The organism is Pseudoalteromonas sp. NJ631, assembly GCF_000276645.1.
Lineage (GTDB): Bacteria > Pseudomonadota > Gammaproteobacteria > Enterobacterales > Alteromonadaceae > Pseudoalteromonas > Pseudoalteromonas piscicida.
Window position 1 is genome coordinate 27,581 of record NZ_AKXJ01000022.1, and the last position, 25,312, is coordinate 52,892.

Annotated in this window: 24 protein-coding genes; 6 read left to right on the plus strand and 18 right to left on the minus strand. The window is 43.3% G+C overall.

What is annotated here, in order from left to right:
* Positions 1-32: 32 nt before the first annotated feature.
* Complete coding sequence (envZ, locus tag A587_RS0122850) at positions 33-1,352, minus strand: two-component system sensor histidine kinase EnvZ (RefSeq protein WP_017219444.1); 1,320 nt, start codon at positions 1,350-1,352, stop codon at positions 33-35.
* A 5-nt stretch (positions 1,353-1,357) separates the two neighbouring features.
* Positions 1,358-2,077, minus strand: coding sequence for an osmolarity response regulator transcription factor OmpR (gene ompR / locus A587_RS0122855; protein ID WP_010378483.1), 720 nt, complete (start codon positions 2,075-2,077; stop codon positions 1,358-1,360).
* 214 nt (positions 2,078-2,291) lie between these two features.
* Between ompR and greB the strand changes: the two genes are divergently transcribed.
* Both greB and A587_RS0122865 read left to right on the plus strand, forming a co-directional pair.
* Positions 2,292-2,777 carry a transcription elongation factor GreB gene (gene greB / locus A587_RS0122860; RefSeq protein ID WP_010378480.1) on the plus strand — a complete coding sequence of 162 codons (486 nt, stop codon included), beginning with the start codon at positions 2,292-2,294 and terminating at the stop codon, positions 2,775-2,777.
* A gap of 83 nt (positions 2,778-2,860) precedes the next feature.
* On the plus strand, positions 2,861-5,173 hold the full coding sequence (locus A587_RS0122865; protein ID WP_017219445.1) for a Tex family protein: 2,313 nt from the start codon (positions 2,861-2,863) through the stop codon (positions 5,171-5,173).
* Positions 5,174-5,456: 283 nt separating this feature from the next.
* On the opposite strand, the gene A587_RS0122870 is transcribed toward A587_RS0122865, so the two are convergent.
* The 3 genes from A587_RS0122870 to bioH form a co-directional block, all read right to left on the minus strand.
* Entirely contained in the window at positions 5,457-6,341 is an 885-nt protein-coding gene (locus A587_RS0122870; protein WP_017219446.1) for a putative metalloprotease CJM1_0395 family protein, read from the minus strand.
* Positions 6,341-6,649, minus strand: a complete 309-nt coding sequence (locus tag A587_RS0122875) for a hypothetical protein (protein ID WP_010378475.1) — start codon at positions 6,647-6,649, stop codon at positions 6,341-6,343. The genes A587_RS0122870 and A587_RS0122875 overlap by 1 nt, the downstream gene beginning before the upstream one ends.
* 104 nt (positions 6,650-6,753) lie before the next feature.
* The gene (gene bioH / locus A587_RS0122880; RefSeq protein ID WP_017219447.1) at positions 6,754-7,485 is read right to left on the minus strand and encodes a pimeloyl-ACP methyl ester esterase BioH; all 732 of its coding nucleotides are present in this window, start codon (positions 7,483-7,485) and stop codon (positions 6,754-6,756) included.
* A 57-nt stretch (positions 7,486-7,542) separates the two neighbouring features.
* Between bioH and A587_RS0122885 the strand changes: the two genes are divergently transcribed.
* On the plus strand, positions 7,543-8,214 hold the full coding sequence (locus A587_RS0122885) for a ComF family protein (protein WP_017219448.1): 672 nt from the start codon (positions 7,543-7,545) through the stop codon (positions 8,212-8,214).
* A gap of 64 nt (positions 8,215-8,278) precedes the next feature.
* On the opposite strand, the gene A587_RS0122890 is transcribed toward A587_RS0122885, so the two are convergent.
* Positions 8,279-10,804, minus strand: a complete 2,526-nt coding sequence (locus A587_RS0122890; RefSeq protein ID WP_017219449.1) for a M14 metallopeptidase family protein — start codon at positions 10,802-10,804, stop codon at positions 8,279-8,281.
* 145 nt (positions 10,805-10,949) lie between these two features.
* Between A587_RS0122890 and nfuA the strand changes: the two genes are divergently transcribed.
* Positions 10,950-11,525, plus strand: a complete 576-nt coding sequence (gene nfuA / locus A587_RS0122895) for a Fe-S biogenesis protein NfuA (RefSeq protein ID WP_010378467.1) — start codon at positions 10,950-10,952, stop codon at positions 11,523-11,525.
* Complete coding sequence (locus tag A587_RS0122900; RefSeq protein ID WP_017219450.1) at positions 11,525-11,803, plus strand: hypothetical protein; 279 nt, start codon at positions 11,525-11,527, stop codon at positions 11,801-11,803. Before nfuA ends, A587_RS0122900 begins: the two co-directional genes overlap by 1 nt.
* Positions 11,804-11,814: 11 nt before the next feature.
* Here the strand turns inward: A587_RS0122900 and A587_RS0122905 are convergent, their stop codons facing one another.
* The gene (locus A587_RS0122905; protein ID WP_017219451.1) at positions 11,815-13,083 is read right to left on the minus strand and encodes an MATE family efflux transporter; all 1,269 of its coding nucleotides are present in this window, start codon (positions 13,081-13,083) and stop codon (positions 11,815-11,817) included.
* A 27-nt stretch (positions 13,084-13,110) separates the two neighbouring features.
* Between A587_RS0122905 and A587_RS0122910 the strand changes: the two genes are divergently transcribed.
* On the plus strand, positions 13,111-14,154 hold the full coding sequence (locus A587_RS0122910; RefSeq protein ID WP_017219452.1) for a polysaccharide deacetylase family protein: 1,044 nt from the start codon (positions 13,111-13,113) through the stop codon (positions 14,152-14,154).
* Positions 14,155-14,187: 33 nt separating this feature from the next.
* Here A587_RS0122910 and A587_RS0122915 read toward each other — a convergent pair whose 3' ends face one another.
* The 11 genes from A587_RS0122915 to A587_RS0122965 form a co-directional block, all read right to left on the minus strand.
* The gene (locus A587_RS0122915) at positions 14,188-15,216 is read right to left on the minus strand and encodes a protein-glutamate methylesterase/protein-glutamine glutaminase (RefSeq protein WP_017219453.1); all 1,029 of its coding nucleotides are present in this window, start codon (positions 15,214-15,216) and stop codon (positions 14,188-14,190) included.
* 9 nt (positions 15,217-15,225) lie between these two features.
* Positions 15,226-15,840, minus strand: coding sequence for a chemoreceptor glutamine deamidase CheD (cheD, locus tag A587_RS0122920; protein WP_017219454.1), 615 nt, complete (start codon positions 15,838-15,840; stop codon positions 15,226-15,228).
* Positions 15,827-16,657 (minus strand): CheR family methyltransferase, encoded by an 831-nt coding sequence (locus A587_RS0122925; protein ID WP_017219455.1) that lies wholly within the window; start codon positions 16,655-16,657, stop codon positions 15,827-15,829. The genes cheD and A587_RS0122925 overlap by 14 nt, the downstream gene beginning before the upstream one ends.
* A 52-nt stretch (positions 16,658-16,709) precedes the next feature.
* The gene (locus A587_RS0122930; RefSeq protein WP_017219456.1) at positions 16,710-19,397 is read right to left on the minus strand and encodes a methyl-accepting chemotaxis protein; all 2,688 of its coding nucleotides are present in this window, start codon (positions 19,395-19,397) and stop codon (positions 16,710-16,712) included.
* A 1-nt stretch (position 19,398) separates the two neighbouring features.
* Positions 19,399-19,920 carry a chemotaxis protein CheW gene (locus tag A587_RS0122935; protein WP_010378450.1) on the minus strand — a complete coding sequence of 174 codons (522 nt, stop codon included), beginning with the start codon at positions 19,918-19,920 and terminating at the stop codon, positions 19,399-19,401.
* Positions 19,917-22,001 (minus strand): chemotaxis protein CheA, encoded by a 2,085-nt coding sequence (locus tag A587_RS0122940; protein ID WP_017219457.1) that lies wholly within the window; start codon positions 21,999-22,001, stop codon positions 19,917-19,919. The genes A587_RS0122935 and A587_RS0122940 overlap by 4 nt, the downstream gene beginning before the upstream one ends.
* A gap of 18 nt (positions 22,002-22,019) precedes the next feature.
* Complete coding sequence (locus A587_RS0122945) at positions 22,020-22,382, minus strand: response regulator (RefSeq protein ID WP_010378447.1); 363 nt, start codon at positions 22,380-22,382, stop codon at positions 22,020-22,022.
* A gap of 9 nt (positions 22,383-22,391) precedes the next feature.
* Positions 22,392-22,664, minus strand: coding sequence for an STAS domain-containing protein (locus tag A587_RS0122950; protein ID WP_010378445.1), 273 nt, complete (start codon positions 22,662-22,664; stop codon positions 22,392-22,394).
* A gap of 155 nt (positions 22,665-22,819) precedes the next feature.
* Positions 22,820-23,413 (minus strand): SCO family protein, encoded by a 594-nt coding sequence (locus A587_RS0122955; RefSeq protein WP_017219458.1) that lies wholly within the window; start codon positions 23,411-23,413, stop codon positions 22,820-22,822.
* Entirely contained in the window at positions 23,410-24,309 is a 900-nt protein-coding gene (gene cyoE, locus A587_RS0122960; protein WP_017219459.1) for a heme o synthase, read from the minus strand. The genes A587_RS0122955 and cyoE overlap by 4 nt, the downstream gene beginning before the upstream one ends.
* A complete protein-coding gene (locus A587_RS0122965) occupies positions 24,293-25,306 on the minus strand; it encodes a COX15/CtaA family protein (protein WP_017219460.1) in 1,014 nt (337 codons plus the stop codon). Before A587_RS0122965 ends, cyoE begins: the two co-directional genes overlap by 17 nt.
* Positions 25,307-25,312 lie beyond the last annotated feature (6 nt).

A 25,312-nucleotide genomic window follows, 5' to 3' on the forward strand; every position in this document is an offset into this window, starting at 1 on the left:
ACCAGTGTTATACCTCAAGCCGTTAAAGTTTATTAATTGTTATTTTCCTCAAGTTTACCACGGTAAGCTGGCAAAGAAACCTCCGCGATCAGACCACCGCCATCTCGATTTCGTAGTCTTACTTTACCGCCGTGTGTGGTCACGATACGTTTGATAATGGCAAGCCCTAAGCCACTTCCCTCACTCCCTCTAGCCTGATCTCCCTGTTTAAATGGTTCGAATACAGACTCCAACTCTGACTCAGGGATACCTGGCCCTCTGTCCATTACTTTTACGATAACGGCACGGTGCTTGGGGCTGTATTCTGTCGTCACCTCAATATCTTGTTCAGAATAACGGATCGCATTTTCAATCATATTAGTGAATACTCGCTTTAACGCGACGGCATTCATCATTACCGCAGGTAAGTATTCCTCTGCTTGCAAGTGAATTGGTCGCTGATGCTGCTGCTCTGCATGAACCACTTCTTCAATAACCGTGTTAACGTCGTCTGCCGACATTTCTGCACCGTTGTGGTGACGGAGATATTCAATGAATTGGTCGATAATTGCATTCATGTCTTCAATATCGTCGATTATCCCCTCGCGCAGGTAATCTTCCTCATCCGACATCATTTCAGTTGCTAGACGAATTCGGGTTAAGGGCGTACGTAAATCGTGCGACACACCAGCCATTAACAGTCGTCTATCACTTTCTAGGTCTGCGATCCCCTTAGACATTTTATTAAATGCCCGAGTCACCTCAATAACTTCTGTTGACCCTTCTTCGACAAGGCGTGTTGAAAAGTCTCCTACGCCTACTCGACTAGCTGCAATTTGTAGCGATTTTAGCGGTTTGTTTAGATGCCTAGCAAAAAGCCACCCCCCTAACACACTTAAAAAACCAATACTGGAGAGGTAAAAAACTAAAAACTCCATTTTTGTTTCACTGAGTCCGCTAAGCGGTACTCTTACCCAATACCCAGGCGCTTGCGGTGCTTCGACCCAATAAACAACCGGATCTCCTTGGCTTATCCTGACTCGCGCAGAACCATTAAGTTGATCCGACATGCTACGAGACAGCAATGTATATTCTTTGGCCTGCCCCAGCCCATTTACATAGGCCTCTCTTTGTGTCATCACCTCAATACCCGTTATCTCGAAGAATTTGCGAGATACACTGTTATCAACTTCAACGCCATTCTCCCAATCAATGAAAACCGTTTTAACCTGCTTAGCAAGCATCAGATTCACTTGTTCAAAAGTTGGTTTGAAAACGTATAAGGTAACGGTAATGTAAGACACGACTTGATTTATCAATAGTAACGCGCCGACAAAGAAGACGGTTTGCCCGAATGCACTACGAGGTAACATGCTGGCTACTTCACACCGTCAGGCACAAATACGTACCCAAGACCCCACACCGTTTGTATATAGCGAGGATTAGAGGCGTCATCTTCAATCATACGACGCAAGCGCGAAACCTGAACGTCAATGCTGCGCTCAAGTGCGCTATAATCACGCCCTCTAGCAAGGTTCATTAACTTATCTCGACTAAGCGGCTCTCGAGGGTGACTCACCAGTGCTTTAAGTACCGCAAACTCACCTGAGGTAAGTGAAATCGTCGCTTCCCCATGTTGCATTTCTCGCGTCGCTAAATTAAGGGTAAAGTTACCGAAGCTCACTTCATTTTCTTCTGCAGCAGGCGCACCTGGTACTTCTTTGGCACGACGACGAAGAATGGCTTTTATTCGCGCTAACAGTTCTCTTGGGTTGAAAGGTTTTGGAATGTAATCATCCGCGCCAAGCTCAAGACCAATAATACGGTCAACCTCATCACCTTTCGCCGTCAACATGACAATTGGGATCTCATTCTCTTTTTGTCTTAAACGACGACAGATGGAAAGACCATCTTCTCCAGGAAGCATCAGGTCTAACACCATCAAGTGAAAGTTTTCGCGTTCAAGTAGTCTGTCCATTTGTTCAGAATTGGCTGCACTGCGGACGATAAATCCCTGCTCTACGAGATAACGCTCTAAAAGGCTGCGCAAACGCATATCGTCGTCAACTACGAGCACTTTGGTGGTTTCATTTCCCATTTATATTTCTTCTATTTATTAATTTACTAAAGCTTGCTGATCTGCGACATTTCGTGCACAAATCATCATCCTGTTCATTTAACGCTCATGGCGATAATGGACCATGATATTATTATGCTTAAATATAATTGAATTTGGTGCTTTTCGACACCATACATTGATACTAGATTGTTACCGAACATTACAAGGGTTTAACCCAAAACACCTGAGAAACATGAAAACGAATTTGATCACGCCCGAAGGATACCGCCAACTGCAGCAAGAACATGATCACCTGTGGTTTGAAAAGCGCCCAGAGATCACCAAAATTGTGAATTGGGCAGCGAGTTTAGGCGATCGCTCCGAAAATGCCGACTACACCTTCAATAAACGTTTATTAAGGCAAATAGATAGACGGGTACGCTTTTTACGAAAGCGTATGCCCGAACTAAAAGTCGTGGAATATAGTCCCGAACAAGAAGGTAAAGTATTTTTTGGCGCTTGGGTAGAAGTGGAAAGCGAAGAAGGCGAGGTTCGTGCATTTCGAATTGTTGGACCTGATGAAATATACGAACGCAATGACTACATCTCCATCGATGCGCCAATGGCTAGGGCTTTACTAAGCAAACAAGTCGATGATGAAATTACGGTCACCACACCGCATGGCCGAAGACTTTGGTATATCAACCAAATCGAATATCGCAGAAACACCGAACAATGATAACATTGAGCTAAATTTTGTTTGCCCGAGATGAGTATTGTCTAGGCAACACAGACCGATTAAGAAGAGTATAAGGATTTTGCATGAGCAATATCACACAACGTTTAGCAACGGAGCTTAACGCCAGAGAACAGCAAGTTAATGCTGCTATTAGTTTGCTAGACGAAGGGGCAACCGTTCCATTTATTGCACGTTACCGTAAAGAGGTAACGGGTGGCTTAGATGACACTCAACTGCGTTTGCTTGAGCAAAGGTTAGGTTACTTACGAGAGCTTGATGAACGTCGCGAGTTTATTTTAAAAACCATCGATGAACAGGGTAAACTCACTGCCGAGTTAAATGCAGAAATACAAGCCGCTGACAGCAAAACCGTACTCGAAGATTTATATCTCCCATACAAACCAAAGCGCAGAACAAAAGGCCAAATCGCGATAGAAGCAGGTTTGGAACCCCTAGCAGACGCTTTATTTGCAGATCCAACGTTAGACCCAGAACAACAAGCGACTCCTTTCATTGATGAGAGCAAAGGCGTTTCAGACACCAAAGCGGCTTTAGATGGCGCTAAGTTTATTCTCATGGAGCGTTTTGCAGAAGACGCAAAGCTACTTGCTAAACTCCGTGCGCACCTTAAAGACAACGCACAAATCGAAGCAAGAGTCATTGCGGGTAAAGAAGAAGCAGGAAGCAAATACCGTGACTACTTTGAACATAATGAGCTGCTAAATAAAATTCCATCGCACCGCGCACTGGCGATGCTAAGAGCACGTAACGAAGGTTTTTTACAGTTATCTATCAACCCGGAACCAAGCGCAGAGGACCCTGCTCAATTTTGTGCACAGATCATTGCTGATCATTACCGCCTAGCCGTCTCTGGTAAAGCTGCCAGTGATTGGTTAATGGGTGTGGTCCAGTGGGCATGGAAGATTAAAATCGCCCTGCACTTGGAAAACGAATTCTTAGGGTCAATGCGTGAAAAGTCAGAGCTAGACGCTATCGAAGTTTTCGCGAAAAACCTAAAAGATCTACTGATGGCTGCGCCTGCTGGTGCAAAAGTGACAATGGGTATCGATCCGGGATTACGTACCGGGTGTAAAGTCGCCATTGTCGATGCCACAGGCAAACTGATTGCAACCAGTACTATCCACCCTCATGCCCCTCAAAACCAGTGGGATAAGTCGCTGAAGACACTAGAGCAAATGTGCCGCCAATACAAAGTTGAGCTTATTGCTATCGGTAACGGAACCGCGTCTCGCGAAACCGACAAACTGGCCGCAGAACTGCTAAAAGGCGCTACCGAATTAAAGCTCAACAAAATCATGGTGAGTGAAGCTGGCGCATCGGTGTACTCAGCCTCTGAATTTGCCGCAAACGAATTTCCAGATCTTGATGTATCTCTACGTGGTGCAGTTTCTATCGCAAGAAGATTACAAGATCCGCTAGCAGAGCTTGTGAAAATCGAACCAAAATCAATCGGTGTTGGCCAATATCAGCACGATGTTTCTCAAAGCCAGCTAGGGCAAACGCTAACTGCTGTGGTCGAAGACTGCGTAAACTCAGTAGGTGTCGATGTGAACACGGCATCGATACCATTATTAACGCGCGTCTCGGGTTTGAATAAAACATTAGCCAGCAACATCGTAAAATACCGCGACGAAAATGGCTCTTTCACGGATCGCAAAGCGCTTAAAAAAGTTGAGCGATTAGGACCTAAAGCATTTGAACAAGCAGCTGGTTTCTTACGTATCGCCAATGGCGACGATCCACTGGATGCATCGGCAGTGCACCCAGAAGCTTACCCTGTTGTCAAAGCGATTTGTAAAAAACAAAATCTAGAAGTGAATACCCTTATCGGTAATCGCGAAGTCTTGAATGGCCTTGTGGCAAACGACTATGTAGATGATAAGTTTGGGGTACCAACGGTCACTGATATTATCAAAGAGTTAGATAAGCCAGGCCGAGATCCTCGCCCAGAATTTAAAACGGCGCAGTTTAAAGCTGGTGTTGAAACAATCACAGATCTTAAAGTCGGTATGATTTTAGAAGGTGTGGTCTCTAATGTTGCCAATTTTGGGGCTTTTGTGGATGTAGGTGTGCATCAAGATGGACTTGTTCACATTTCAGCACTCACGGATAAGTTTATTTCCGATCCGCGTGAAGTCGTTAAAGCGGGAGATATCGTTAAGGTCAAAGTGATTGAGGTTGATGTGCCTCGTAAACGCATTAGCTTTACCATGCGCTTAAACGATGAAATATCTCAAGCTCCAGCGCAAAAACAAAACGCGAAGCCGCACAAAGGAAAACCTGCGCCTAAGTCTTCTAAGCCAAAGTCACGAGATGCAGGTAACGCCGCGATGGGTAATGCGTTTGCTGAAGCCTTCGCGAAGCTGAAGAAGTAATCTCAATAACCTGAACTTGGGATAAGAAGTAAGTTAATCCACTAAACTCACTAAGTTCAAAAGCGTAATATCGCTCTAGCCAGGAGTTATTTCTTAATACAAGGCAAATTTAACGCAGTAGTAAGGGATAACAGCTGCTAGAGAACAAGTTGTTATCCCGAGTTCAGGTTCAACAATGCAATGAACAAAGAAAAGCGCGGCCTTGGTCGCGCTTTTCGTTTGTCGGGGGTTTTAACTCGTTTTCACTGCAATGACCCGCGGAGGAGAAGGCCAATACCTACGGTTAAATTTGCACTGATAGCGATGCGGGTTGATTAGGCATCGCTACATGTTGATAAAAGTTTGAGATCCTGAGCGATCTTGCTTGGATTTCAGGATCAGCTTCAATTGGCATCGCGACAGCGTAAGGATCTGCATCCTGCTTCAGCTTGGCTTGCTCTTCTGCACTCTCTGCTTTTGCCTGCTCACCACTCAAACGACGAGTTTGAATATTTTGCACCCGCTTGCTATCACTTTGCTCTTCACCACTGATAGAAGCTTTTGCCAACTCAGCCTGCGCCGCCGAGAGTTTTTGAGTCGCATCTGCTGCGATGGCTCTATCAGCGCCAGAGGGTTCTGCTGGTGCTAACGCTGCCGCTCTCACCGTTTGCATTTTTTCAATCGTGCCCTGTGGATCACCTTCAAGCGGCGCAACATCGATCATCACCTCACCGCCAATAGCGTAGTTATTGCCATCAGGACCGCGCTGATATTCATAACTCGGTGATCCGGCATATTGCCCGCCTACTCTGGCATGAGCCTGCTCATGTAATCTTACCTCTCTATCTCGAGATTTTAATTCTTGAACGACCTGCTCATCTTGCTCTGTTTGTTGCTGCTCTTGTTCATTCTTTTCTTTTTCTTGGCCTTCGCCTTTTTCACCTTCCTCTTTGCCTTGAATGGTTTTGCTTTGCTCTGTTTTACCATCAGAACCGTAAATTTTTGCATCGTCTACGTTAGAAGAGCGGCCTTTTTCAGAATCGGAAAGGTTGCGGTTTTCAGTAAATGAGGGATTAGTTGGTGCAGGTTTTGGGATCGCTTCACGCAGCTGATTATCGCGTACAACCGTTTCGGTGTACACGTTGGCAGTGTTTAAATTCATCGCCGGTGGTGGCGTTACTATGTTCATTACACTTTAATATCAATCAACGTACCTAGCACTTCATCTGCAGTGCGAATAGTTTGCACATTGGCTTTCGCGTTAAACTCTTCAACTTTTAAGGCTACCACTGATTCGGTCAAGCTTGGGGTTTCGCTCACTGGAGCCGTCACAGCTTCACCGGCACTGGCACCCTGCAACTGCCGCCCAGACGCACGTTCAGAATCACTTTGTTGATCGATGGCAGCGCGGTTAATATCAGCACTTGCTTGGGCAATCCCCTGAGCAGCGCGGTTATAACCGTCAATTCCATTATTTAACACATCACCTATTGGCATATTCGCACCTAGATAAACCTTTTCTTACTGACTAATTATTGCGCAAAATATCAACAAAGAAAAGTAAAAGCGGCAATTTTTTGCCGCTTTATTATTCTAAATTTCTAAATAATTGATTTAAGGAGTGATAAAAAAGCTTCTTTATGAGAGATAAAAGGCGCATGAGAGGCCTTTGCAAGCGTATGAGCCTTAAAATTTGGATTGAGTACCTGCATTTTCTCTACAGCCGTTTGTGGAACAAGAGAATCTAAACGGCCGAATATGCCTATTGTGGGGAGTTGTAGCCGTGAAAATTCATTACGTAAGTCCTGCGATTTCAATATCTCCAGTCCACCAGCTAGTGCTTTCGCCTCCGCTTCCGGCAGTGTGCCTAGTAGCGCTTTGAGTTGTTTGATGTCTTCTCTGGCATATTCACTGCCCATCGCTTGAATAGCTAAAAATCTTTCTATCGTCTTTGCGCTATTGGTTTGCAGTTGAGTCTCAAAGTTGTTTAGCACTTTAGGGGCTATTCCGGGCCAATCAGCTTGCTCACAAAAAAATGGCGTTGAAGCGACCAAAATAACCTTGCTAACTTTGTCTGGAAAATGAGCAGCTAAATACAATGCAAATAAGCCCCCCAAAGACCAGCCTATCAATACGCTTTGTGGCATCAGCTGCTCAGCAATAAGTAAAGCGTTACGCTCAAGAGAATAATCGCCCTCCGCGCTTGGTGTACCACCAAATCCAGGAAGGTTTACCGCTTTAATTGGTGTTGTAGGTGCTAAAGTTTCCTCGCATAACTGCCACACCGCTTTGTTCATCCCCCAACCATGGAGCAGCACAACTTCATTTTGCATTTATCTGTTCTCTATACCAAACTTGACGCCATGATAGCTAACCCAGGATGGAAAGCAATGATCCAACTTAATCGGTTATTACCTAAAAAGTGGCGTCAACCCTGTGTATGCTGTGAACAAAGCACAACAGAAGCCTTGCTTTGTCCACACTGCTTACAAGCCTGTTTAGACTTTATGGATAAAGAGATAAATTTACTTAATTACCCCAATATCCAACGCATGGTTAGCCTTGAAGACTGCGATGGATTAAGCGTGGCAAGTTGGTACCGCACGCCAATAAACACATGGTTGCAAGGAGTAAAGTTTAACCATAGCAAAGCGTATCAATGTGCCTTAAACCTGCTAGCTCAGACACTATGGCAGCGTTTCAGTGAAGAAGATGCTTTCCCCGTAGACCTTGTTTGTTGTTTGCCACTACACCGAAGGCGTTTAATCCGACGAGGTTACAATCAAGTTGAGCAAATTTGGCAAGGGCTACCACTCAGCCAGACAATACTCAAAAAAGCAAAACACACCAAGCCACAATCGGAGCTGACCAAAGCTAAACGAAAACGTAACTTAAACAATGCCTTTGTGCTCAACCAATCTGTTGAAGGAAAAAATATAGTATTACTTGAGGATGTGATCACAACGGGTGCGACCATGAATGCAGCGGCAAAAGTGTGTAAACAAAATGGGGCAAAAATGGTGTGGGCGATGGCTATCAGCCTCACACCATTCGACGCTTAAAAGCGTATTATTTGATTGATATAGCTAGAACAGATATCAATCAACTTGCTAAATGTTCTGGACCTTATCTTATGCCGTGTGCAAAGAACAACGCGTTATTTAGCAGCCGGCTAGAACCGAACCAAAAGCCACGAAATACAGGATTGTCAGTCATTCCTACAGCCACCCCACGTCCAGACGTTGACGCTATCAAGACAGAGGAACCAGCGATCTGTTCAACGTTAATATTATCAGCATACCCTGCCAATAAAGGCTTTTTAGTATACGTCAACGACTCGATAAATGGCTTATTATTACGATGCATCACCCAAGTGCTATTTTTAAAGACAGGCAATTCCCGGTTTTCAAAGCCAAAAGACAAAGGATGGCTTAAATCCAAACGCGCATCAAAAATCGCGCCGGCAATCCGCTGTTTTGCCGACAGGCTATCTTGATCTGCAAAGGTGAGATTTTTGCTGTCAAACTGGGCTCGCATTTCTTTGCTTGAAACCATTTCAGCGTCTAGTAGCTGCTGTTCGATTAGCCACTGCGCACCACGCTTTTGCCCCCAAATCACACCGCCTTTAGCGACCCAGCTCAAGAGCTTAGCTTTGCTCTTGTCACTTAAATCTCCATATTTACCATCAGCCAATAAAATGTGGGTGTAGCGCGTAAGATCGAGTTTCTCGATATGCTGCTTTTCCACAATTGAAGGAGCAAGTTTTAAATGCCTATCCAAATGATACCAAAGCTCACCCGCTTCATATTGACTTACACCCGCACCACCTATGATGAGGACTTCTGGCTTTTGCAGCTGCAGCATTTGTCTTGACCCAAAATCGACGCCACTTTGTGTAAGGCCTGTAGTCACACTATATACTGGAAGTGAAAGCTCTCTGGCGATTGTTTCAAGCTGAGTAAACCAGCCTGCTTGCTGCTGAATACCACTAGCAATCACCAATGTACCGGCCTGAAAGTCATGAGAGCCTGAGGTGGTTGATGCTGCAAATGGTGACATTGCAGCTGCTACTTTCACTCCAGCCTGTAAGAGTCGATTTGCTAATTGTGGCGCCAAGTAATGGTGCCATTCTATGGTGTAGGCATAACTTCCTGCAACGGGAGCCAATATATTTGAGTCAGTGCTCGATTCACCTTGAAGCTTTAAACCCCAGCCACTTTTTACTGCGGCAAAATCTAAATCATAAGCGTACGGCATCGTCCAACCTGAAACATCGTAAAACGTGTTGTCCTTAAAATGCCTCTGTGTGCTAAATAGTGCTTTTATCAAGCGATATTGTGGCTGGGCTAGTGGAATGTATAAATCCCCTTGCTGATATTCGGTGTTCTCCACCTCTTTGATTTTTGAGAGATATTTCACCTCTATCTGATGCTGTTTCAATAAATCCACAAACGCTTGAAAGCGATAGTTATCTTTGCCGCGAGCAACAACGTAACCGTTGATTTCGTCTTTACTAGCAAGCTCATTCGCTTGTTGATAAAACTGCTGCTGATAGTCAAGTAAAGCGCGTCTATGTGTCGTGCTGGCTTGAAATGTCGAGAGACTCGTCGTAACCTGATTTTTAATCGTTTCAGGAAAGCTCAACACGCCATACTGAGTTTCTTGTGCATGCCCTCGACTACTTGCTTGTTCGAACAAAATGCCAACCGCACCATTTACGTCGGGGTACGTAGAGCCTTTGCCATAATAAAAGTCATCAAAGCTCTCTTGGGTAAAATATAACTCCCCTTGTGCATCAAGGGCTTTGGCATGAAACTTACCAATCTCGTTGGTTAGCGCTACGTTTTGTAATGGAGTAATTGGGTGAGTCCTTGATGGGATCCCAGGTTGAAAAAAATACGTACTATTTGGTCCCATTTCATGAAAATCGGTCAGTACGTTTGGTTTCCAACGATGGAACGCTTTGATCCGTGCTTTTGACTCAGGATGTTGTAGTAGTAACCAGTCACGATTGAGGTCAAACCAATAATGGTTAGTGCGACTAGAAGGCCAAGACTCATTATGCTCACGATGTGCAGGATCGGTTGATAGAGACATGCTCTTATTGGCGTTTGCCCATGTAGCAAAACGTGATAAGCCATCAGGGTTCAAAGCTGGATCTAACAATATCACCGCATTATCAAGGAGCTGCGTAACTGACTCGCCCTGCGCCGCAGCTAAATAATATGCCATGAGTACCGCGGCATTGCTTCCTGAAGACTCATTACCGTGTACGCTATAGCCCATCCACATCACAACTGGCTGGTCTGAACTGTTTTGGCTACTGCTCAATGAAGCAATATGCTCTTGCTGAATACGCGCCAGGTTTTGTTGGTTTTGTGGCGAGCTTGCTTTTAGGAGTAATAAAGGACGTCGCTCATGGCTAAACCCGATTGTTTCGACACTCAACCTTGGGCTTTCACTTGCAAGGGTGTGTAGATAATTAACGATTTGATCGTGGCGCAAATGCCACCGCCCAACTTCATATCCAAATGCTTGTTTTGGCGTAGTTATTGTGGGATCAAATTTTACTTCATCGCCAAAATAATAGGCAATGGGCTTGGCCTGCAAGCTAAAGCTCAACAGCACGATAATACAGCTTATTAACCGCATGATAATGTCCTTTAATTCCGATTACTTTTCAAGCTAACAAGCGCACCGCCGATTGCCAAATTTTTACGCCGAACACTAGCGACAACACGACGAGGAGAGTATGATACGTATTAACCGAGTAATTTAGTCAAGTATAGAGCGAATTATGATCCATATTTCAGATTCTGCCCAAAGCCATTTCGCGAAACTATTAGCCGATCAGGCTGAAGGCACTAATATTAGAGTTTTCGTGGTTAATCCAGGCACCTCTCAAGCTGAGTGTGGCGTGTCATATTGCCCAGCAGATGCCGTTGAACAAAGCGATATCCGCTTACCGTTTAATGGTTTTGAAGCCATCGTTGATGAAGAAAGCGCACCATTTTTAGAAGAAGCCGATATCGACTTCGTTACCGATAAAATGGGGAGTCAGTTGACGCTTAAGGCACCAAATGCCAAAGCTAAACGATTACGTGATGATGCGAGCCTAGCTGAGCGCGTAGAGCACATGCTAGTGACAGAAGTAAATCCACAACTGGCCAATCACGGTGGTCAAGTCAGCCTAGTAGAAATTACCGCAGATGGTATTGCTGTACTTCAATTCGGCGGTGGTTGTAACGGCTGCTCAATGATTGATGTCACGTTGAAAGAAGGCATCGAAAAAGAGATGATCGCTAAGTTTGAAGAAATCAACGGCGTACGTGACATCACGGAGCACGCGCGCGGCGAACACTCTTACTATTAATGAGCAACCCCCTCATTTATCGCTTAGGGTCTCACCCTAAGCGAAGCCTCAAATTTTTCCTTTTTGGCCTGGTTATTGTGTTACTCGCGGGTGCTTTTATCGCGCTGGGTTATTATCAAGATCATCGCTTTCAAATCGCAGGTTTAGTGCTTTTACTTCCTGGTTTGTGCTGTGCCTTTTACGGTTATATTGGCATTTTTGCTAATCGTTTTTCTCAGGTTATAGAAGCCAGAGAAAAACGCCGCCAAGCCCTAAAAGATAACGACCCATTCGCTTAACGCAACCCCCATTATTCGAGTAAAGTAGCTTCTCGAGCGAGCAGATGATATTTATATGCCAAGGTCAATCCACGCAACCCCATAAAACAACTCATCGCAAGCCAGAGCGCATGATTACCGAGTGGCAAGGCAATCAAAAAAGGCAAGAAGAAACCGAATACCGCAGAAACTAACATGCTATTTCGCATTTCTTTAGCACGAGTAAGCCCAACAAAGATGCCGTCAAACAAAAAGCAACTCATGGCAATCAAAGGTAATAGCACCAACCAAGGTAAATAAGTACCTGCCAACGTTATCACTTCGGGGATATTGGTTAATAAGCTAATGATCCAGCCACCAGCTAGATAAAAAATAGCGCTGTATAAAAGCGCAAATGCAGCCCCCCAAAACAGGCTTACTTTTACCCATAATTGCAATTGCCCCAACGAGCCTTGTCCTTTTGCTCTGCCGACCTTTGCCTCGGCAGCATAAGCGATACCGTCCATCGCAAAGCTAACTAACATCAAAAAATTCAGTAAGACAGCATTGGCCGCTAGCGTGATCTCACCAAGCCTTGCGCCATAGAAAGTCATAAAACTAAAGCAGAGTTGTAAGATCAAGGAACGAATAAAAATATCACGATTCAAGGTGAGTAAACTGAGCCACTGCGCGCGCTTTGGTAGAGTGAATTTCAACGCAATACCGTAGCGCTTTGCGACCAATGCGCTCAAAAACAAAGATAAGCCTAATGCCGAATAGTCTGCAATCAGTGAAGCCCAAGCTGCGCCTGCTACTCCCCACTCAAATCCGACAACAAATAAAATATCCAAAGCTATATTCACTATGTTCGTGAATAACACCAGATAGAATGGCCCTCGCCCGTAATGCATCCCAAGCATAAAGCCCAGCAACACAAGATTTAACATTGCTGCAGGCGCGCTAAATACACGGATTTGAAAATATAATTTTGCTTGCTCAAATACTTCACTAGAAGCATTTGAAAGTTGAGCAATAACTTGGACCAGCAGAGGAGATAATAGAATCAAACTCACGGCAAAGAGCAGCGCAATGAGCATGCTGGTAAATAGTGAACGTGTCAGCTTGTCATGGTCTTGCTGGCCGCTTGATTGAGCGATCACTCCTGTAGTACTCATTCGCAGAAAACTTGCAAGCCAAAATAGTACCGAGATAGCGCTAGAGCCTAGCGCAATCCCAGCCAAAAAATGCGCATCCCCCATATGACCAATGACTGCTGTATCGACTAATCCTAACAGTGGCACCGTAATATTTGATAGTATCATCGGACCTGCAAGTAGTAAGAGGCTCAGATGTTGCGCTTTATGGCATTTAAGAAATTGATACAACATATTATTTTTGGTTTGGCCCTATTCTCAGCAAATAGTTGGGGTGCGGTTATCTTACAGTATCATCACGTGAGTGAGAAACTCCCAGCGGTCACCAGCGTGAGTGAAGAAACCTTTAAATCTCATCTTAACCACATTAAAGAACATGGTTTTTCGGTGATACCTTTACCCCAATTGTTAGATAGTCTGAAGTCGGGTAAGTCTCTACCAGAAAAGACGTTAGCTATCACCTTTGATGATGGCTATGAAAATAATATCACTGCGGCGGCCCCGATCCTGGAATCTTTTGGCTTTCCCTATACTATTTTCGTCAACCCTCAACTTATTGACGAAAAGAAAAGCTATGTGATGACATGGGATGAGTTAAGAGCATTAGCAAAACGTGGGGCTATTATCGCAAATCATAGTGCTAAGCACGATTACCTCCACCTCAAACTAAAAAATGAAACAGCGGCGCAGTGGCGTGCACGTGTTGAGCACGATATCACATGGTCACAACAGCGTATTAAAGAAGAAATTGGCCACGATTACCCCTACCTCGCATACCCTTACGGTGAGTTTAACCATGAATTGCAAAAGCTAGTAGCAGAGCTTGGACTTATTGGTATTGGCCAACACTCTGGTGCGGTTGGTGTTTCTTCAGATTTTACACGTATCGCTCGCTTTCCCGCATCAGGAAACTACAGCAACTTAGAAACATTAAAAACTAAGCTCGAGACCAAAGCGTTCTCTCTACAAAAATTAGATTACCTTGATAGCGTTACGAACAATAAAACCCCAGCAATCACGTTGCATTTTAACAATAAGGATTTTCATCAGAGTCAATTTGCATGCTACGTTTCAGGTGTTGGACAAGCTGAGCTGACGTGGCTATCAGAAACCAGCGTACGTATCCAAACCCCGAAAGCACTATCCATAGGACGGTCTCGATATAACTGTACGGCACCTTCAATCAAAGACACAGGACGATATTATTGGTTTTCACAACCTTGGGTTATTGAAAAATAACAGCTTTGGGTAGGAGCAAATTAGCTCTTACCCCTACTTTTTAACCGCGCTCAGCATGGTTTCAGTCACTTTACTCAAAGGTACTAGGCTTTGCACTGCGCCAAGCTCGTACGCCGCTCTGGGCATTCCCCATACCACACAGCTAAGTTCATCTTGTGCAAATGTATTGGCACCAGCGGTTTTCAAAGCTAGCATTGCTTTTGCTCCATCACTACCCATTCCCGTAAGCATAGCAGCACAAACATGCTTCCCCATTGGCACAAGGGAGTTAAATAACACCTCAACTGAGGGTTTATGACGATTAACAGGCTCAGTATCATCTAATCGGCAAACATATCCGGTTGCAGTGTGTGCCACCTTAAGATGTTTGTCTCCCGGTGCTATGAAAACATGACCAGGTAATAAAACATCACCATCTTCCGCTTCTTTGACTGATACCGCACAGGTGCGATCCATTCTTTGCGCGAATGAGGTACTGAAAACTGGTGGGATATGTTGGGTGATAACAACAGGAGGGGCGTGTGTTGGTAATCGCATAAGCACCTCTCTGATAGCTTCAGTTCCTCCAGTTGAGGCGCCTATGGCTAAAATAGTATTACGAGAAAATGTATAATTACGGCCAATTTCTAATTCGCTTTCCTGTTTTGGTGCTTTAAACGCCCTCACTCTTGCACCGGCCGCTACTCTAATTTTCTTAACCAGCAAATCGGAATAAGACATTAAGGTATCAGCAACATTGCTGGTGGGCTTAGAAATAAAATCAACGGCACCTAATTCTAGTGCTTCTATCGTGGCGGGTGAGCCCTCTTGGGTCAACGTAGAGATCATCACAACAGGCATAGGCCTTAAGCGCATTAAATTTTTAAGAAAATTAATGCCATTCATTTTTGGCATTTCTATATCCAAAGTTAATACGTCAGGCGAAGTAGACTTAATGAGCTCTCTAGCTTCATAAGGGTCTTCCGCGGTGCCAACGACTTTAATACCATCCGCCTGACCTAAAATTTCTTTTAACAACCCACGAATTAACGGCGAGTCGTCAACAATCAGAACTTTGATCATATTTCACACCTAAAATAGCTCAATATCCGTTTTATTGTCTTGAGCCTCAATGTCATGTAAGTAACGCACTTCACGTTGTTCAATTGTGTTATTGTGCATGGTTCGTAACTTTTTCACTTGCGCTTTGCCACTTTGAGGATGAAAGATAACTTTTCTTGGCCAAGGGCCACCTACATCCAGTGAAATTAAATTCAAATTTTCCTCTTCCACATAGGCTCGAGCAAACCTGATGTTTCCTTCCCCAATATCAGTCATTGCGCTAATAATTTTTCCACCGCCAAAAAGTTTGATTTTTAAATTGCTTCTAGACGCCCCATTTTTGAGTACTTCATTTATCAGATACTCCATCGCCCAGTTACCGTAACGGCAATTTAGGTCATCCGCATGCACTTCTCTGAGTGCCTTTGCTCCGGGTAACATAAAGTGATTCATACCACCTATCCCCAATTTCTCATCATATACGCAAGCGGCAATGCAAGAACCTAGTACAGTCGAAATCAGTTCATCCTGCTTAGATACATAAAACTCCCCTGGAAGTACTTTTGCAACGACTTTGGCACGCCCTGAATCCCAAAAGCGCTTTACATGCTCGAAGCCTCTGAGAACAGGTCTAAACTCTCTCATTCAACTGGCCTTTTTGATAAATGGTTTTACCTAAATTTTTAAATTCCAGGTGCTCTTTTCCCATCGTTTCGGAGTGCCCAATGAGTAAATAGCCATTGGGAACTAACATGTCATGATATTGCTCAAACAATTTATCTTTGGTTTCTTTATCAAAATAAATCAAAACATTACGACAGAAAATAACATCAAAGGGTCCTTTCATTGGCCACGGCTCTAGAAGGTTAAGTCGTTTAAAATGGATGAAAGATTGCAATTTAGGCTTCACTTTATACATTGCTCCATCAGCACTTCTAAGAAACCATTTTTTGAGCTTATCTTCATCTAGCCCCGTGACGTTGTTTGCCGTATATTCTCCGAGACTCGCTTTGCCCAAGACGTTGGAATCTAGATCTGTTGCTAGCACTTTGACATCCCAACCATTCGGAAAAGCATTCGCAATGGTCATCGCAATACTATAGGGTTCTTCACCTGTAGAGCACCCGGCAGACCAGATCCGGACTCTTCTGTCGTGTTTGTGCCTAGCAATAATTTCAGGAACTATTCTTTTTGTTAAGAACTCGAAGTGATGATTTTCTCGAAAGAAAGAAGTTAAGTTAGTTGTTATTGCATTAATAAAATGACTAAACTCAACATCTTGGTTTTCTTCCAAAAAAGACAAATACGCCTCAAATGAATTTAGCCCATTGGCCCTTATGCGCCTTGCCAACCTTGAGTAGACCATTTCCCTTTTATGCGGCCCGAGTACTATGCCGCATGTGTCATAGACTCGAGCCGAAATTTCGGAAAAATCCTTATCGGTCAACAGAAACTCTCGCATCGTCGTATTCCTTCAGCCAACCCCCACTACGGAATTGATCTATTGCCTAACCCTAAAACTCTTCCCACTCTTCCGAGTCATCTGCAAACTGATTACTTCTCGTGTTTTGCTGAGGGGACTTATTGGAGTTCATTGTCCGTTTTGGTAATTGCTTTTCTGGCGCTTTATAGTTCTTCGGTGACTCAGATATTTCTAAGCTACGGTGTGAAGATTCATCAAGAGTGAAGAAGTTTAATAATCTTCTCATATCATTTGCTTGCTCAGCCATCGACTCCCCTGCGGCTGACGCTTCTTCAACTAAGGCAGCATTTTGCTGCGTCATTTCATCCATTTGTGACACTGCTTTATTGACCTGCTCAATACCTGAACTCTGCTCAATCGACGCTTCAGCAATGTCAGAAATCATGTTTGTCACCCGCTTAACAGACTCAACTATCTCTTTTAGCGTTTCACCCGACTCATTAACCAGTAACGTACCATCTTCAACCTTACTTACACTGTCTCTGATCAGATCTTTAATCTCTTTCGCCGCTGCTGCAGAACGCTGAGCTAGATTACGGACCTCACCCGCGACCACTGCAAAGCCTCGACCTTGTTCTCCGGCTCTGGCAGCTTCAACGGCTGCGTTTAATGCCAATAGGTTTGTCTGGAAAGCGATTTCATCAATAACGCCTATAATGTCGGCAATTTTCTTACTTGAATCATTAATTTCAGACATGCTTTCAACTGCGCGTGTGACTACTTCACCACCTTTAGTCGCCTTGTCACAAGTTTCTTCAGCCAATTCATTCGCTACTTTCGCGTTATCTGCATTTTGTCTAACGGTGCTCGTCATTTCTTCCATGCTAGAGGCGGTTTCCTCTAGTGAGGATGCTTGCTCTTCTGTTCGTTGACTCAAATCAGCGTTACCTTGGGATATTTCATCAGCACCACTAGCAACCAAGTTTGCAGAAGTACGGATCCGGCCTAGTACCTCAGTTAACTTCTCAGCGGTAGTATTGGCATCTTTTTTAAGTTTTTCGTATGCCCCACGGTATTCACCTTCAATACGTCTGGTCAGGTTACCTGTCGCCAATGCGTCTAACATATCTCCCATGTCTGTAACCGTCTCATCAACCGTGGAGACCAGGCTATTCAAACCTTGTGTTAATCTCAGATAGAAGCCATCTTTGCCATCTTCTGATAAACGAACGCTCAAATTACCGCCATTTGCAGACTGTACAAGGCCATTCACTTCTTTCTCAATCGTGACTTCTTTGGTTCTATCTTCCCATTCAACAACGGTGCCCACGCGTTCGTTATTACCATCAAATATCGGGTTAGCGACTAAGCCAAAAGTTCTTCCACCAACAACGATTTCCGTTTTATACTCTGTCTCAAGCCGAGAAAGCATACTACGTTGATGACTTGGGTTGCGGTGGAATACATCAATGTTTGCCCCCATAAGATGGTTACTATCAAAGTTAGGCAAATCACGTCTTAAATCGCTTTCAGCATTTCTCATCATGTCTTTCACTGCTCGATTTAAATAAACAATCTCGAACTGTTCATTTGCTATCATCGTATTCGTTGATACATTATCTAATGCTCTTCGGACGCGTAAGTTCTCAGCCGCAGTGGCTTTCTCTTCTTCTTCACGAACTAAACGCTCTGTTTTATCGTCCCACTCAACGACTGTACCAATCCGCTTTTTCTCATCATTAAATACTGGAGTCGCGATCAGGCCAAAAGTAAAACCCGCAACTTTAATATCTGTGCGATATACATCACTCAGCTTTTCGAGCAGACCTCTTTGATGACTTGGGTTAGCATGAAATACATCAATACACTGCCCAACAAGCGTATCCACATCAAAATTCGGCAGTGACTTTCTAAGCTGTGCTTGATTGTCTCTCAGCATACGAACCACGGAATCGTTAACATAGATAATGTTCAGATCCTCATCTGCCAGCATTACATTAGCCTGACAAACATCCAACGCACTGGATATACGAGCATTATGGCTTGCCAAATCCTTTTGTTTTTTCTCTAGCGCTAATTCTCTTGTAAGGTCTTTCCACTCTACTAACGTAGCGATCCTCTGCCCTTCATCGTCAAAAACAGGTGTAGCGATAAGATCAAAGGTCAACCCTGCCACTTTGATTTGCGTGACATATGGACGAGTCAAATTAGCTAAGATACCTCTCTGGTGACTAGGGTTTTTATGGAATGTGTCTATATTTGCACCAATCAAACTATCGACATTAAAACCGGGTAACTCTTCCTGTAATTTGGCCTGGTTTTTACGCAGCATACTTGTCACTGAGTCGTTTAAATACACAATGTTGAGAGATGTATCTGCAAGCATAATATTTGCCTGACAGACCTTTAAAGCTAACAATAAACTATGACTATGATCTTGACTATCTACCGCGTCACCACTTAATAAATTAGCAACTGCTTTGTATAAAGATGATTGACGTGACGCATTACTTGCATTGAGCAAGCTAGCATCTTTGCTCTCGATCGCGGGAACAATTTCCTCAACATCTTGCAACTTAGAAAGCAGAATGTTTGCGCTTTGCTTAAGTAGTAAAATTGCCAGCACCACACTAACAGCTGCTATAACCATCGCCACATAGGCTTGTGTAGACATATTAATATTCAACATTTGAACACTAATTGCCAAGCCCACAAATATTATGGCACCCGCTATCAGAACCCTATTGTTGAGTTGACTTGCTAATGCTTGATCGCTCATGTTATCCCCCGACAACCAATTGCTCATTCTGCTTTACTTCAAGATCTAATATCTTTTTCAAATTTAAAAGTACGACCATTTTTTCACCAACATTTACAAGTCCTTGTACAAATTGACTATTTTCCGAGTCTTGAAAATCTGGAACATCCTTCGCTGTTTCTTCGTTGATGCTGTATACGTCAGATACCGCATCAACAACTAACCCCATAATCTTTGTTGCCTCTTTTATTACAACGGAGACAACGATAACCACAGTTAGAGCTCCATATTCGATTTGCGGTAAGCCGAATCGAACCCTTAAATCTATGATTGGCACTATCGTGCCACGTAAATTAATCGCACCGTTCACATACTTAGGAGCATTTGGAATTGCAGTGACTTCTTCCCACCCTCTGATTTCCTGTACGGCCAGAATATCCATGCCATATTCTTCTCCCGCCATCATAAAGGTGAGAAATTGTGTATCGTCATCTCTGTCTGCAAGCATGACTTGTTCATTAATCGAGGCTTTTTCAGTGATCATGACACCACCTCATCTAACTCTTGTTCTACTAATAACTCTTGAGTTCCTGGACGCTTTAAGCCACTCAGTTTGATAAGACCACTAATATCAACAATTAAAGAGACTCTTCCATCACCTAAAATTGTCGCCCCTGAGATCCCATTTACTTTCTGATAATTCGCTTCGAGACTTTTAATAACGACCTGTTGTTGCGCTAGTAAATCATCCACCAACAATCCCACTTTGTGATTATCACTCTCTACAACTACTAACAGTGTTTTATCCAACTCTTCTATTGCACCACCATGGTTAAATAGTTGATATAGCCTTAGTATTGGTATGTATTCATCTCGTAACCGAAGCACCTCTAAACCATTACCTACTTTGCTCACTTTTTTAATATCTATTTGTAAAGACTCAACAATAGAAATAAGTGGAATGATGTAGGTATGCTTTGCAACTTTAACCAGTTGACCATCAAGAATGGCCAGCGTTAATGGCAGCCTAATCGTAAATGTCGAGCCAACCCCTTTTGCAGAGGTCACTTCGACGCTGCCGTTTAATGCTTGAATATTTCGTCGAACAACATCCATACCTACGCCGCGACCAGAGATATCACTCACTTCATCAGCTGTTGAAAACCCTGGCCTAAAAATAAGTTCATTAACCTCTTCAATAGTCAGCTCATCAGTTGCTTGAATTAGGCCATTGGCAATTGCTTTACTTTTTATTTTTTCGGTATTCAAGCCTCTGCCATCATCCATGATTTCAATCACAATATTTCCACCTTGGTGGAAAGCATTCAGTGTCACCGTACCCACGGGATCTTTTCCGGCTTTTATTCTGTCTTCTGGTGTTTCTAAGCCGTGATCCAAAGAGTTTCTTACTAAATGAACCATAGGATCGGAAATTTTTTCCATCACGGTTTTATCTAATTCTGTTTGCTCTCCTAGCAGTTTTAGCTCAACCTGTTTATTCAACTTTTGTGACGTATCTCTTACTAAACGGGGAAATCGGCTGAAGACAAAACTAATAGGTAACATCCTGATACGCATTACATTTTCTTGTAAATCGCGCGTATTATGGGCTAATTGAGCGAGGCCTTCTTGCATCGCAGCAAGCGTATTTTCGGTCGGTTCTTGCTCACCTAATTGAGTCAACATAGCTTGGGTAATAACCAACTCCCCTACCATATTGATAAGCGAATCAACTTTATCAATCCCAACACGGATCGAAGTCGATTCTGCTGATTTCTTGCTAGCCTCAGGTTTAGCCTTTGTCGCCGGGGTTATTTTTGGTACATCAGTATTTTGAGTGTCGTTGCTCGACGCTTCTTTCTTATCACTCTCTGGTTCTGGCGTTGTAGAGACACTCACATCATCTTCAAATAAACCACCACATAAGGTAATAGAAATTTCAGCATCATCCTCAACCCACTCAAATACTTCTTTAATCGCCGATTCTGGATGACTGGTTGTTAAGTATAAACGCCAACTGAGGTAACAATCCTCTGGATTGAAGTCATCAATCTCAGGTATTGCATCACAAAATGCATGAGTTTCTAAATCCCCCAATTCCGATAGCTCACTTAACATATAAAGCGGCTCATTACCGGTTTTAAACAAATGAGGGAGCGGTTTAAAGTCTATTTGATAGGTTTGAGATTCTTGCCTTTGAGGTGTGCTATCGGCAGTATCTGAGCTAGCACTCTCTTTACCACCTAAAATCTCTTCAAATTTAACTTTCAACTCATTCGCATTGGAAAGATCTGGCTCTTCTTCGGCTTGTAATGCGGTTAATAAGGCCCTTAAACAATCAACGGATTGGAGCAGCAAATTGACATGTTCAGCGGTCAACTGTCGACGCCCATCCCTGATCTGATCGAGTAAGGTTTCCAAAACATGCGTGAAGTTAGCGACAGAAGTAAAACCAAATGTTCCACTGCCACCTTTAATGCTGTGTGCTGCGCGAAATATAGTATTGATCGTTTCTGAGTCTTCATGGCCTGGCTGTAAATTCAGCAGCTCAGCTTCCATTATGTCTAGACCTTCAAAGCTCTCTTCAAAAAAGACATCAAAAAATTGGCTTAAATCAATACTCATATCGACGCCTCTCTGTATCTATCTTATGACTTTTTTCAATACCGCTAGTAGTTGTTCAGGGTTGAATGGCTTCACTATCCAACCTGTTGCTCCCGCCGCTTTACCTTCTGTTTTTTTATCTAACCCCGACTCAGTTGTCAGCATCAGTAAAGGGGTGAACTTATAGTTGGGTAAGCTGCGCAGCTCTTTAATAAGAGTGATCCCATCCATTACAGGCATGTTTACATCAGAGATCACGGCATCGAACCCTTGTTGCTTGGCAATAGATAGCGCTTCACTGCCATCTTTGGCTTCCGTGACATCAAAACCTGCTTTTTTCAAAGTAAAGCCAACCATTTGGCGCATTGACGCCGAATCATCCACAGCTAAAATCTTTTTCATATTCACCTCTTAATTTTCAATACTATGGAATAAATAATGGGTTAATCCCAACTCATCTACCGCCTGCGCTAAAGCGTCACTTTCACCATGCCATACAATTTTATGTTCTAAAGAGAGCAAGTGTTTCTGTACGGCACAGAGCAGTTGTATAGACGCTGTGTCGGCTCTTTGCACTTCACTAATATCAATCGTGATGTCTGATGTTTCCATAGAGTCTTGGAAAATCTGATGGTACAGGCTTTCCACATGGTTAATCGCCATTTCAGGTGGAAGTTTCAACATGAGCTGAAGACTATCCTTGTAAAAATGAGTAATAAAATTAGCTTAGACCGTGATGGTAAAAATGCCACAAAGATTGATTAAAAATCCGCAAATAATTAAAGCGTTAGAGGTAAGATAGTACAGCGACACTGGGGTCGACCAGTGCCGATATAAGACTAATTGATGATCTTCTCTAGGTCAGCGAGAAGTAGTTTGTCATCGATTGTAGGGACAGCTCCAGCTGTATAAGTGGGTTTGAAAATAGCCTCAAGCTGCCCTTTAGGGTTAATTAATGCTACAGACGCACTATGATCAACATAATACTCTTCTGCCTGTTCCTGATTTATTGCGTAGATTAAACCGAGATCTCTCACAAACGGAAATAAAGCCGAATGATCGGCAGATACCGCTTTAAAATTAGGATCAAAGTGCTTGATATAGGCTAAACGCCTCTCTTCAGTATCTCGGTTAGGATCGACCGATACAAACCATACTTGTAAGTCACTTTTGTTTTTTACGGATTGATATACGTGAGTCAGCTTCAACAGCGTCATAGGACACACGTCGGGACAGCTAGTGTAACCCAAAAACAGCAAGTTCCATTTATCGGTAAGGTCTTGATTTGAGACTACCTCACCGTATTGATCCCTTAATTCAAACGCTTTCACGTCCTTAGGCTTAGGGTACCAAACCACTTTTTCCGACACATCTGGCGCAGGCCCACAACCAAACAGAATTAACATAGAGATAATTAAGAAAAATTTTTTCATATAAATGCTTTATCCACAAAGAGTGCAATGAACACTATCAAAAGATGCCAGATAGAGAAATAGAATACCCTCATAGCATACTCTAAACTATTTGTTCTCATAAGCTTTGTGGCTTTGTAAATAAAAGCGACATTTGCTATGCCGGAGACCAGCAAGTAGATCCAACCAGACATTCCCACTAGGTAAGGTAGCAAACAGACTAAAGTCAAAATGATGGTATAAAATAGCACACAGAGTTTTGTAAATTCGTTTCCATGCGTTACTGGTAACATAGGGACTTCGGCTTTTTCGTAATCTCGTTTACGAGCAATAGCTAATGCCCAAAAGTGGGGAGGTGTCCAAGCAAAAATGATCATTACTAACAACCAAGGCTCTGCACCAAGCTGACCAGTCTCACTGACCCAACCTAACAGAGGTGGCATCGCTCCTGCTAACCCCCCTATTACTATGTTTTGAGGTGTTGCGCGCTTTAACAATAACGTATAAACCACGGCATAACCGAATAGCGCGGCTAAGGTAAGTAGCGCACATAACTGATTGGCAAAAATAGTTAATAGAGCATATCCTGAAATTGCGAGGCCTGTCGCGAAGATTAAAGCTGATGATACAGAAACGGAGTCTGTCGCTAACGGTCGGTTTCGTGTTCGCGCCATCTTTTTATCTATTTCTCTATCCACGATATGATTTACAGCTGCTGCACTACTTGAAAGTAAACCAATGCCAAACAAACTCATTAACTGTGCCAATAATGTTTTATCACTTTGCGGTGCTAACATCATCCCGACCCAAGCAGTAATAACTAACATACATACTACTTTGAACTTACACATGCCAAAGTAGGCTTGTAATAGCGTAGTTGCTTTTTGAAGCTCTAAAAAATTAGTTAATTGAAGCATATTTCACCCCTACTTTTTGCGCCAAGCTGATAAAAAAGCACAATCTCACCATTGCTAATAACACCATAGCTGCCATGAAGTTATGGAATAGTGTCAACAATAGAGGAAACTGAAAATGTACTATTGCAGCCCCAACCAAAACTTGTATAGAAATTAAAGCTAAAACGACAAGCGCTGAGTGTCGGAGTACTCGGTTTTGACTTGCTTTAAGCAGTGGCCAGCATGCAGCAAGTAACATTAAAACGGTAATAACTGCCCATATCCGATGGATAAAGTGAATAGATACTCTAGATTCGAATGGCAAAACACCAAACTCATAAGTCGCTGAAGCTTCAGGAAGCGTAAATAAACTCTGCCAAGAGAAAAGTTGCAGATTGTCACATAGCGGCAACCCTGTACAATGTGGAGCAGCATAATTGGCTGCAAGCCACCCACCAAGCGCAATTTGTATAATCAACACACCAAGAGCCACATAACATAAACGACAGGTAAGGCTAGTTACACTAGCAGTAATAGTGGTGTATTTCAGCCTTAAAACCAATAACACCAGCAATGCAAGAATACTAAACCCACCTAGTAAATGACCCATCACAATAACTGGCTGTAAATTCATCGTCACGGTCCACATCCCAAGTGCCCCTTGAAATAACACAAGCAATAGCAGTAAGTAGTAGTGACGATTAGGGTTTTTTGTTTTTTGCTTCTTGAATAGCCTTATGCATGCAAGTGCCAAAATAAGTAACCCGAGGAAGCTGGCAAAATAGCGATGGATCATTTCAATCCAAGCTTTTTCTGCTTCCACTTCTAAATGTGGAAAATTGTCTTTCGCCGCAGATAGTTCATGAGTCTCATTTGGTACTGTTAAAAAGCCGTAACACCCAGGCCAATCTGGACACCCAAGTCCCGCATCACTTAAACGTGTGAAGGCGCCAAGTGTCACTACCGTTATTGCGACGAAACAGGCAAATATTGCGATTTTTATTCTTACCTTGGACATATTTAC

Bases quoted from the DNA above. Each gene is read 5' to 3' on its own strand.
- envZ (WP_017219444.1), bottom strand. From the start codon at position 1,352: ATGTTACCTCGTAGTGCATTCGGGCAAACCGTCTTCTTTGTCGGCGCG.
- ompR (WP_010378483.1), bottom strand. From the start codon at position 2,077: ATGGGAAATGAAACCACCAAAGTGCTCGTAGTTGACGACGATATGCGT.
- greB (WP_010378480.1), top strand. From the start codon at position 2,292: ATGAAAACGAATTTGATCACGCCCGAAGGATACCGCCAACTGCAGCAA.
- A587_RS0122865 (WP_017219445.1), top strand. From the start codon at position 2,861: ATGAGCAATATCACACAACGTTTAGCAACGGAGCTTAACGCCAGAGAA.
- A587_RS0122870 (WP_017219446.1), bottom strand. From the start codon at position 6,341: ATGAACATAGTAACGCCACCACCGGCGATGAATTTAAACACTGCCAAC.
- A587_RS0122875 (WP_010378475.1), bottom strand. From the start codon at position 6,649: ATGCCAATAGGTGATGTGTTAAATAATGGAATTGACGGTTATAACCGC.
- bioH (WP_017219447.1), bottom strand. From the start codon at position 7,485: ATGCAAAATGAAGTTGTGCTGCTCCATGGTTGGGGGATGAACAAAGCG.
- A587_RS0122885 (WP_017219448.1), top strand. From the start codon at position 7,543: ATGATCCAACTTAATCGGTTATTACCTAAAAAGTGGCGTCAACCCTGT.
- A587_RS0122890 (WP_017219449.1), bottom strand. From the start codon at position 10,804: ATGCGGTTAATAAGCTGTATTATCGTGCTGTTGAGCTTTAGCTTGCAG.
- nfuA (WP_010378467.1), top strand. From the start codon at position 10,950: ATGATCCATATTTCAGATTCTGCCCAAAGCCATTTCGCGAAACTATTA.
- A587_RS0122900 (WP_017219450.1), top strand. From the start codon at position 11,525: ATGAGCAACCCCCTCATTTATCGCTTAGGGTCTCACCCTAAGCGAAGC.
- A587_RS0122905 (WP_017219451.1), bottom strand. From the start codon at position 13,083: ATGATACTATCAAATATTACGGTGCCACTGTTAGGATTAGTCGATACA.
- A587_RS0122910 (WP_017219452.1), top strand. From the start codon at position 13,111: ATGTTGCGCTTTATGGCATTTAAGAAATTGATACAACATATTATTTTT.
- A587_RS0122915 (WP_017219453.1), bottom strand. From the start codon at position 15,216: ATGATCAAAGTTCTGATTGTTGACGACTCGCCGTTAATTCGTGGGTTG.
- cheD (WP_017219454.1), bottom strand. From the start codon at position 15,840: ATGAGAGAGTTTAGACCTGTTCTCAGAGGCTTCGAGCATGTAAAGCGC.
- A587_RS0122925 (WP_017219455.1), bottom strand. From the start codon at position 16,657: ATGCGAGAGTTTCTGTTGACCGATAAGGATTTTTCCGAAATTTCGGCT.
- A587_RS0122930 (WP_017219456.1), bottom strand. From the start codon at position 19,397: ATGAGCGATCAAGCATTAGCAAGTCAACTCAACAATAGGGTTCTGATA.
- A587_RS0122935 (WP_010378450.1), bottom strand. From the start codon at position 19,920: ATGATCACTGAAAAAGCCTCGATTAATGAACAAGTCATGCTTGCAGAC.
- A587_RS0122940 (WP_017219457.1), bottom strand. From the start codon at position 22,001: ATGAGTATTGATTTAAGCCAATTTTTTGATGTCTTTTTTGAAGAGAGC.
- A587_RS0122945 (WP_010378447.1), bottom strand. From the start codon at position 22,382: ATGAAAAAGATTTTAGCTGTGGATGATTCGGCGTCAATGCGCCAAATG.
- A587_RS0122950 (WP_010378445.1), bottom strand. From the start codon at position 22,664: ATGTTGAAACTTCCACCTGAAATGGCGATTAACCATGTGGAAAGCCTG.
- A587_RS0122955 (WP_017219458.1), bottom strand. From the start codon at position 23,413: ATGAAAAAATTTTTCTTAATTATCTCTATGTTAATTCTGTTTGGTTGT.
- cyoE (WP_017219459.1), bottom strand. From the start codon at position 24,309: ATGCTTCAATTAACTAATTTTTTAGAGCTTCAAAAAGCAACTACGCTA.
- A587_RS0122965 (WP_017219460.1), bottom strand. From the start codon at position 25,306: ATGTCCAAGGTAAGAATAAAAATCGCAATATTTGCCTGTTTCGTCGCA.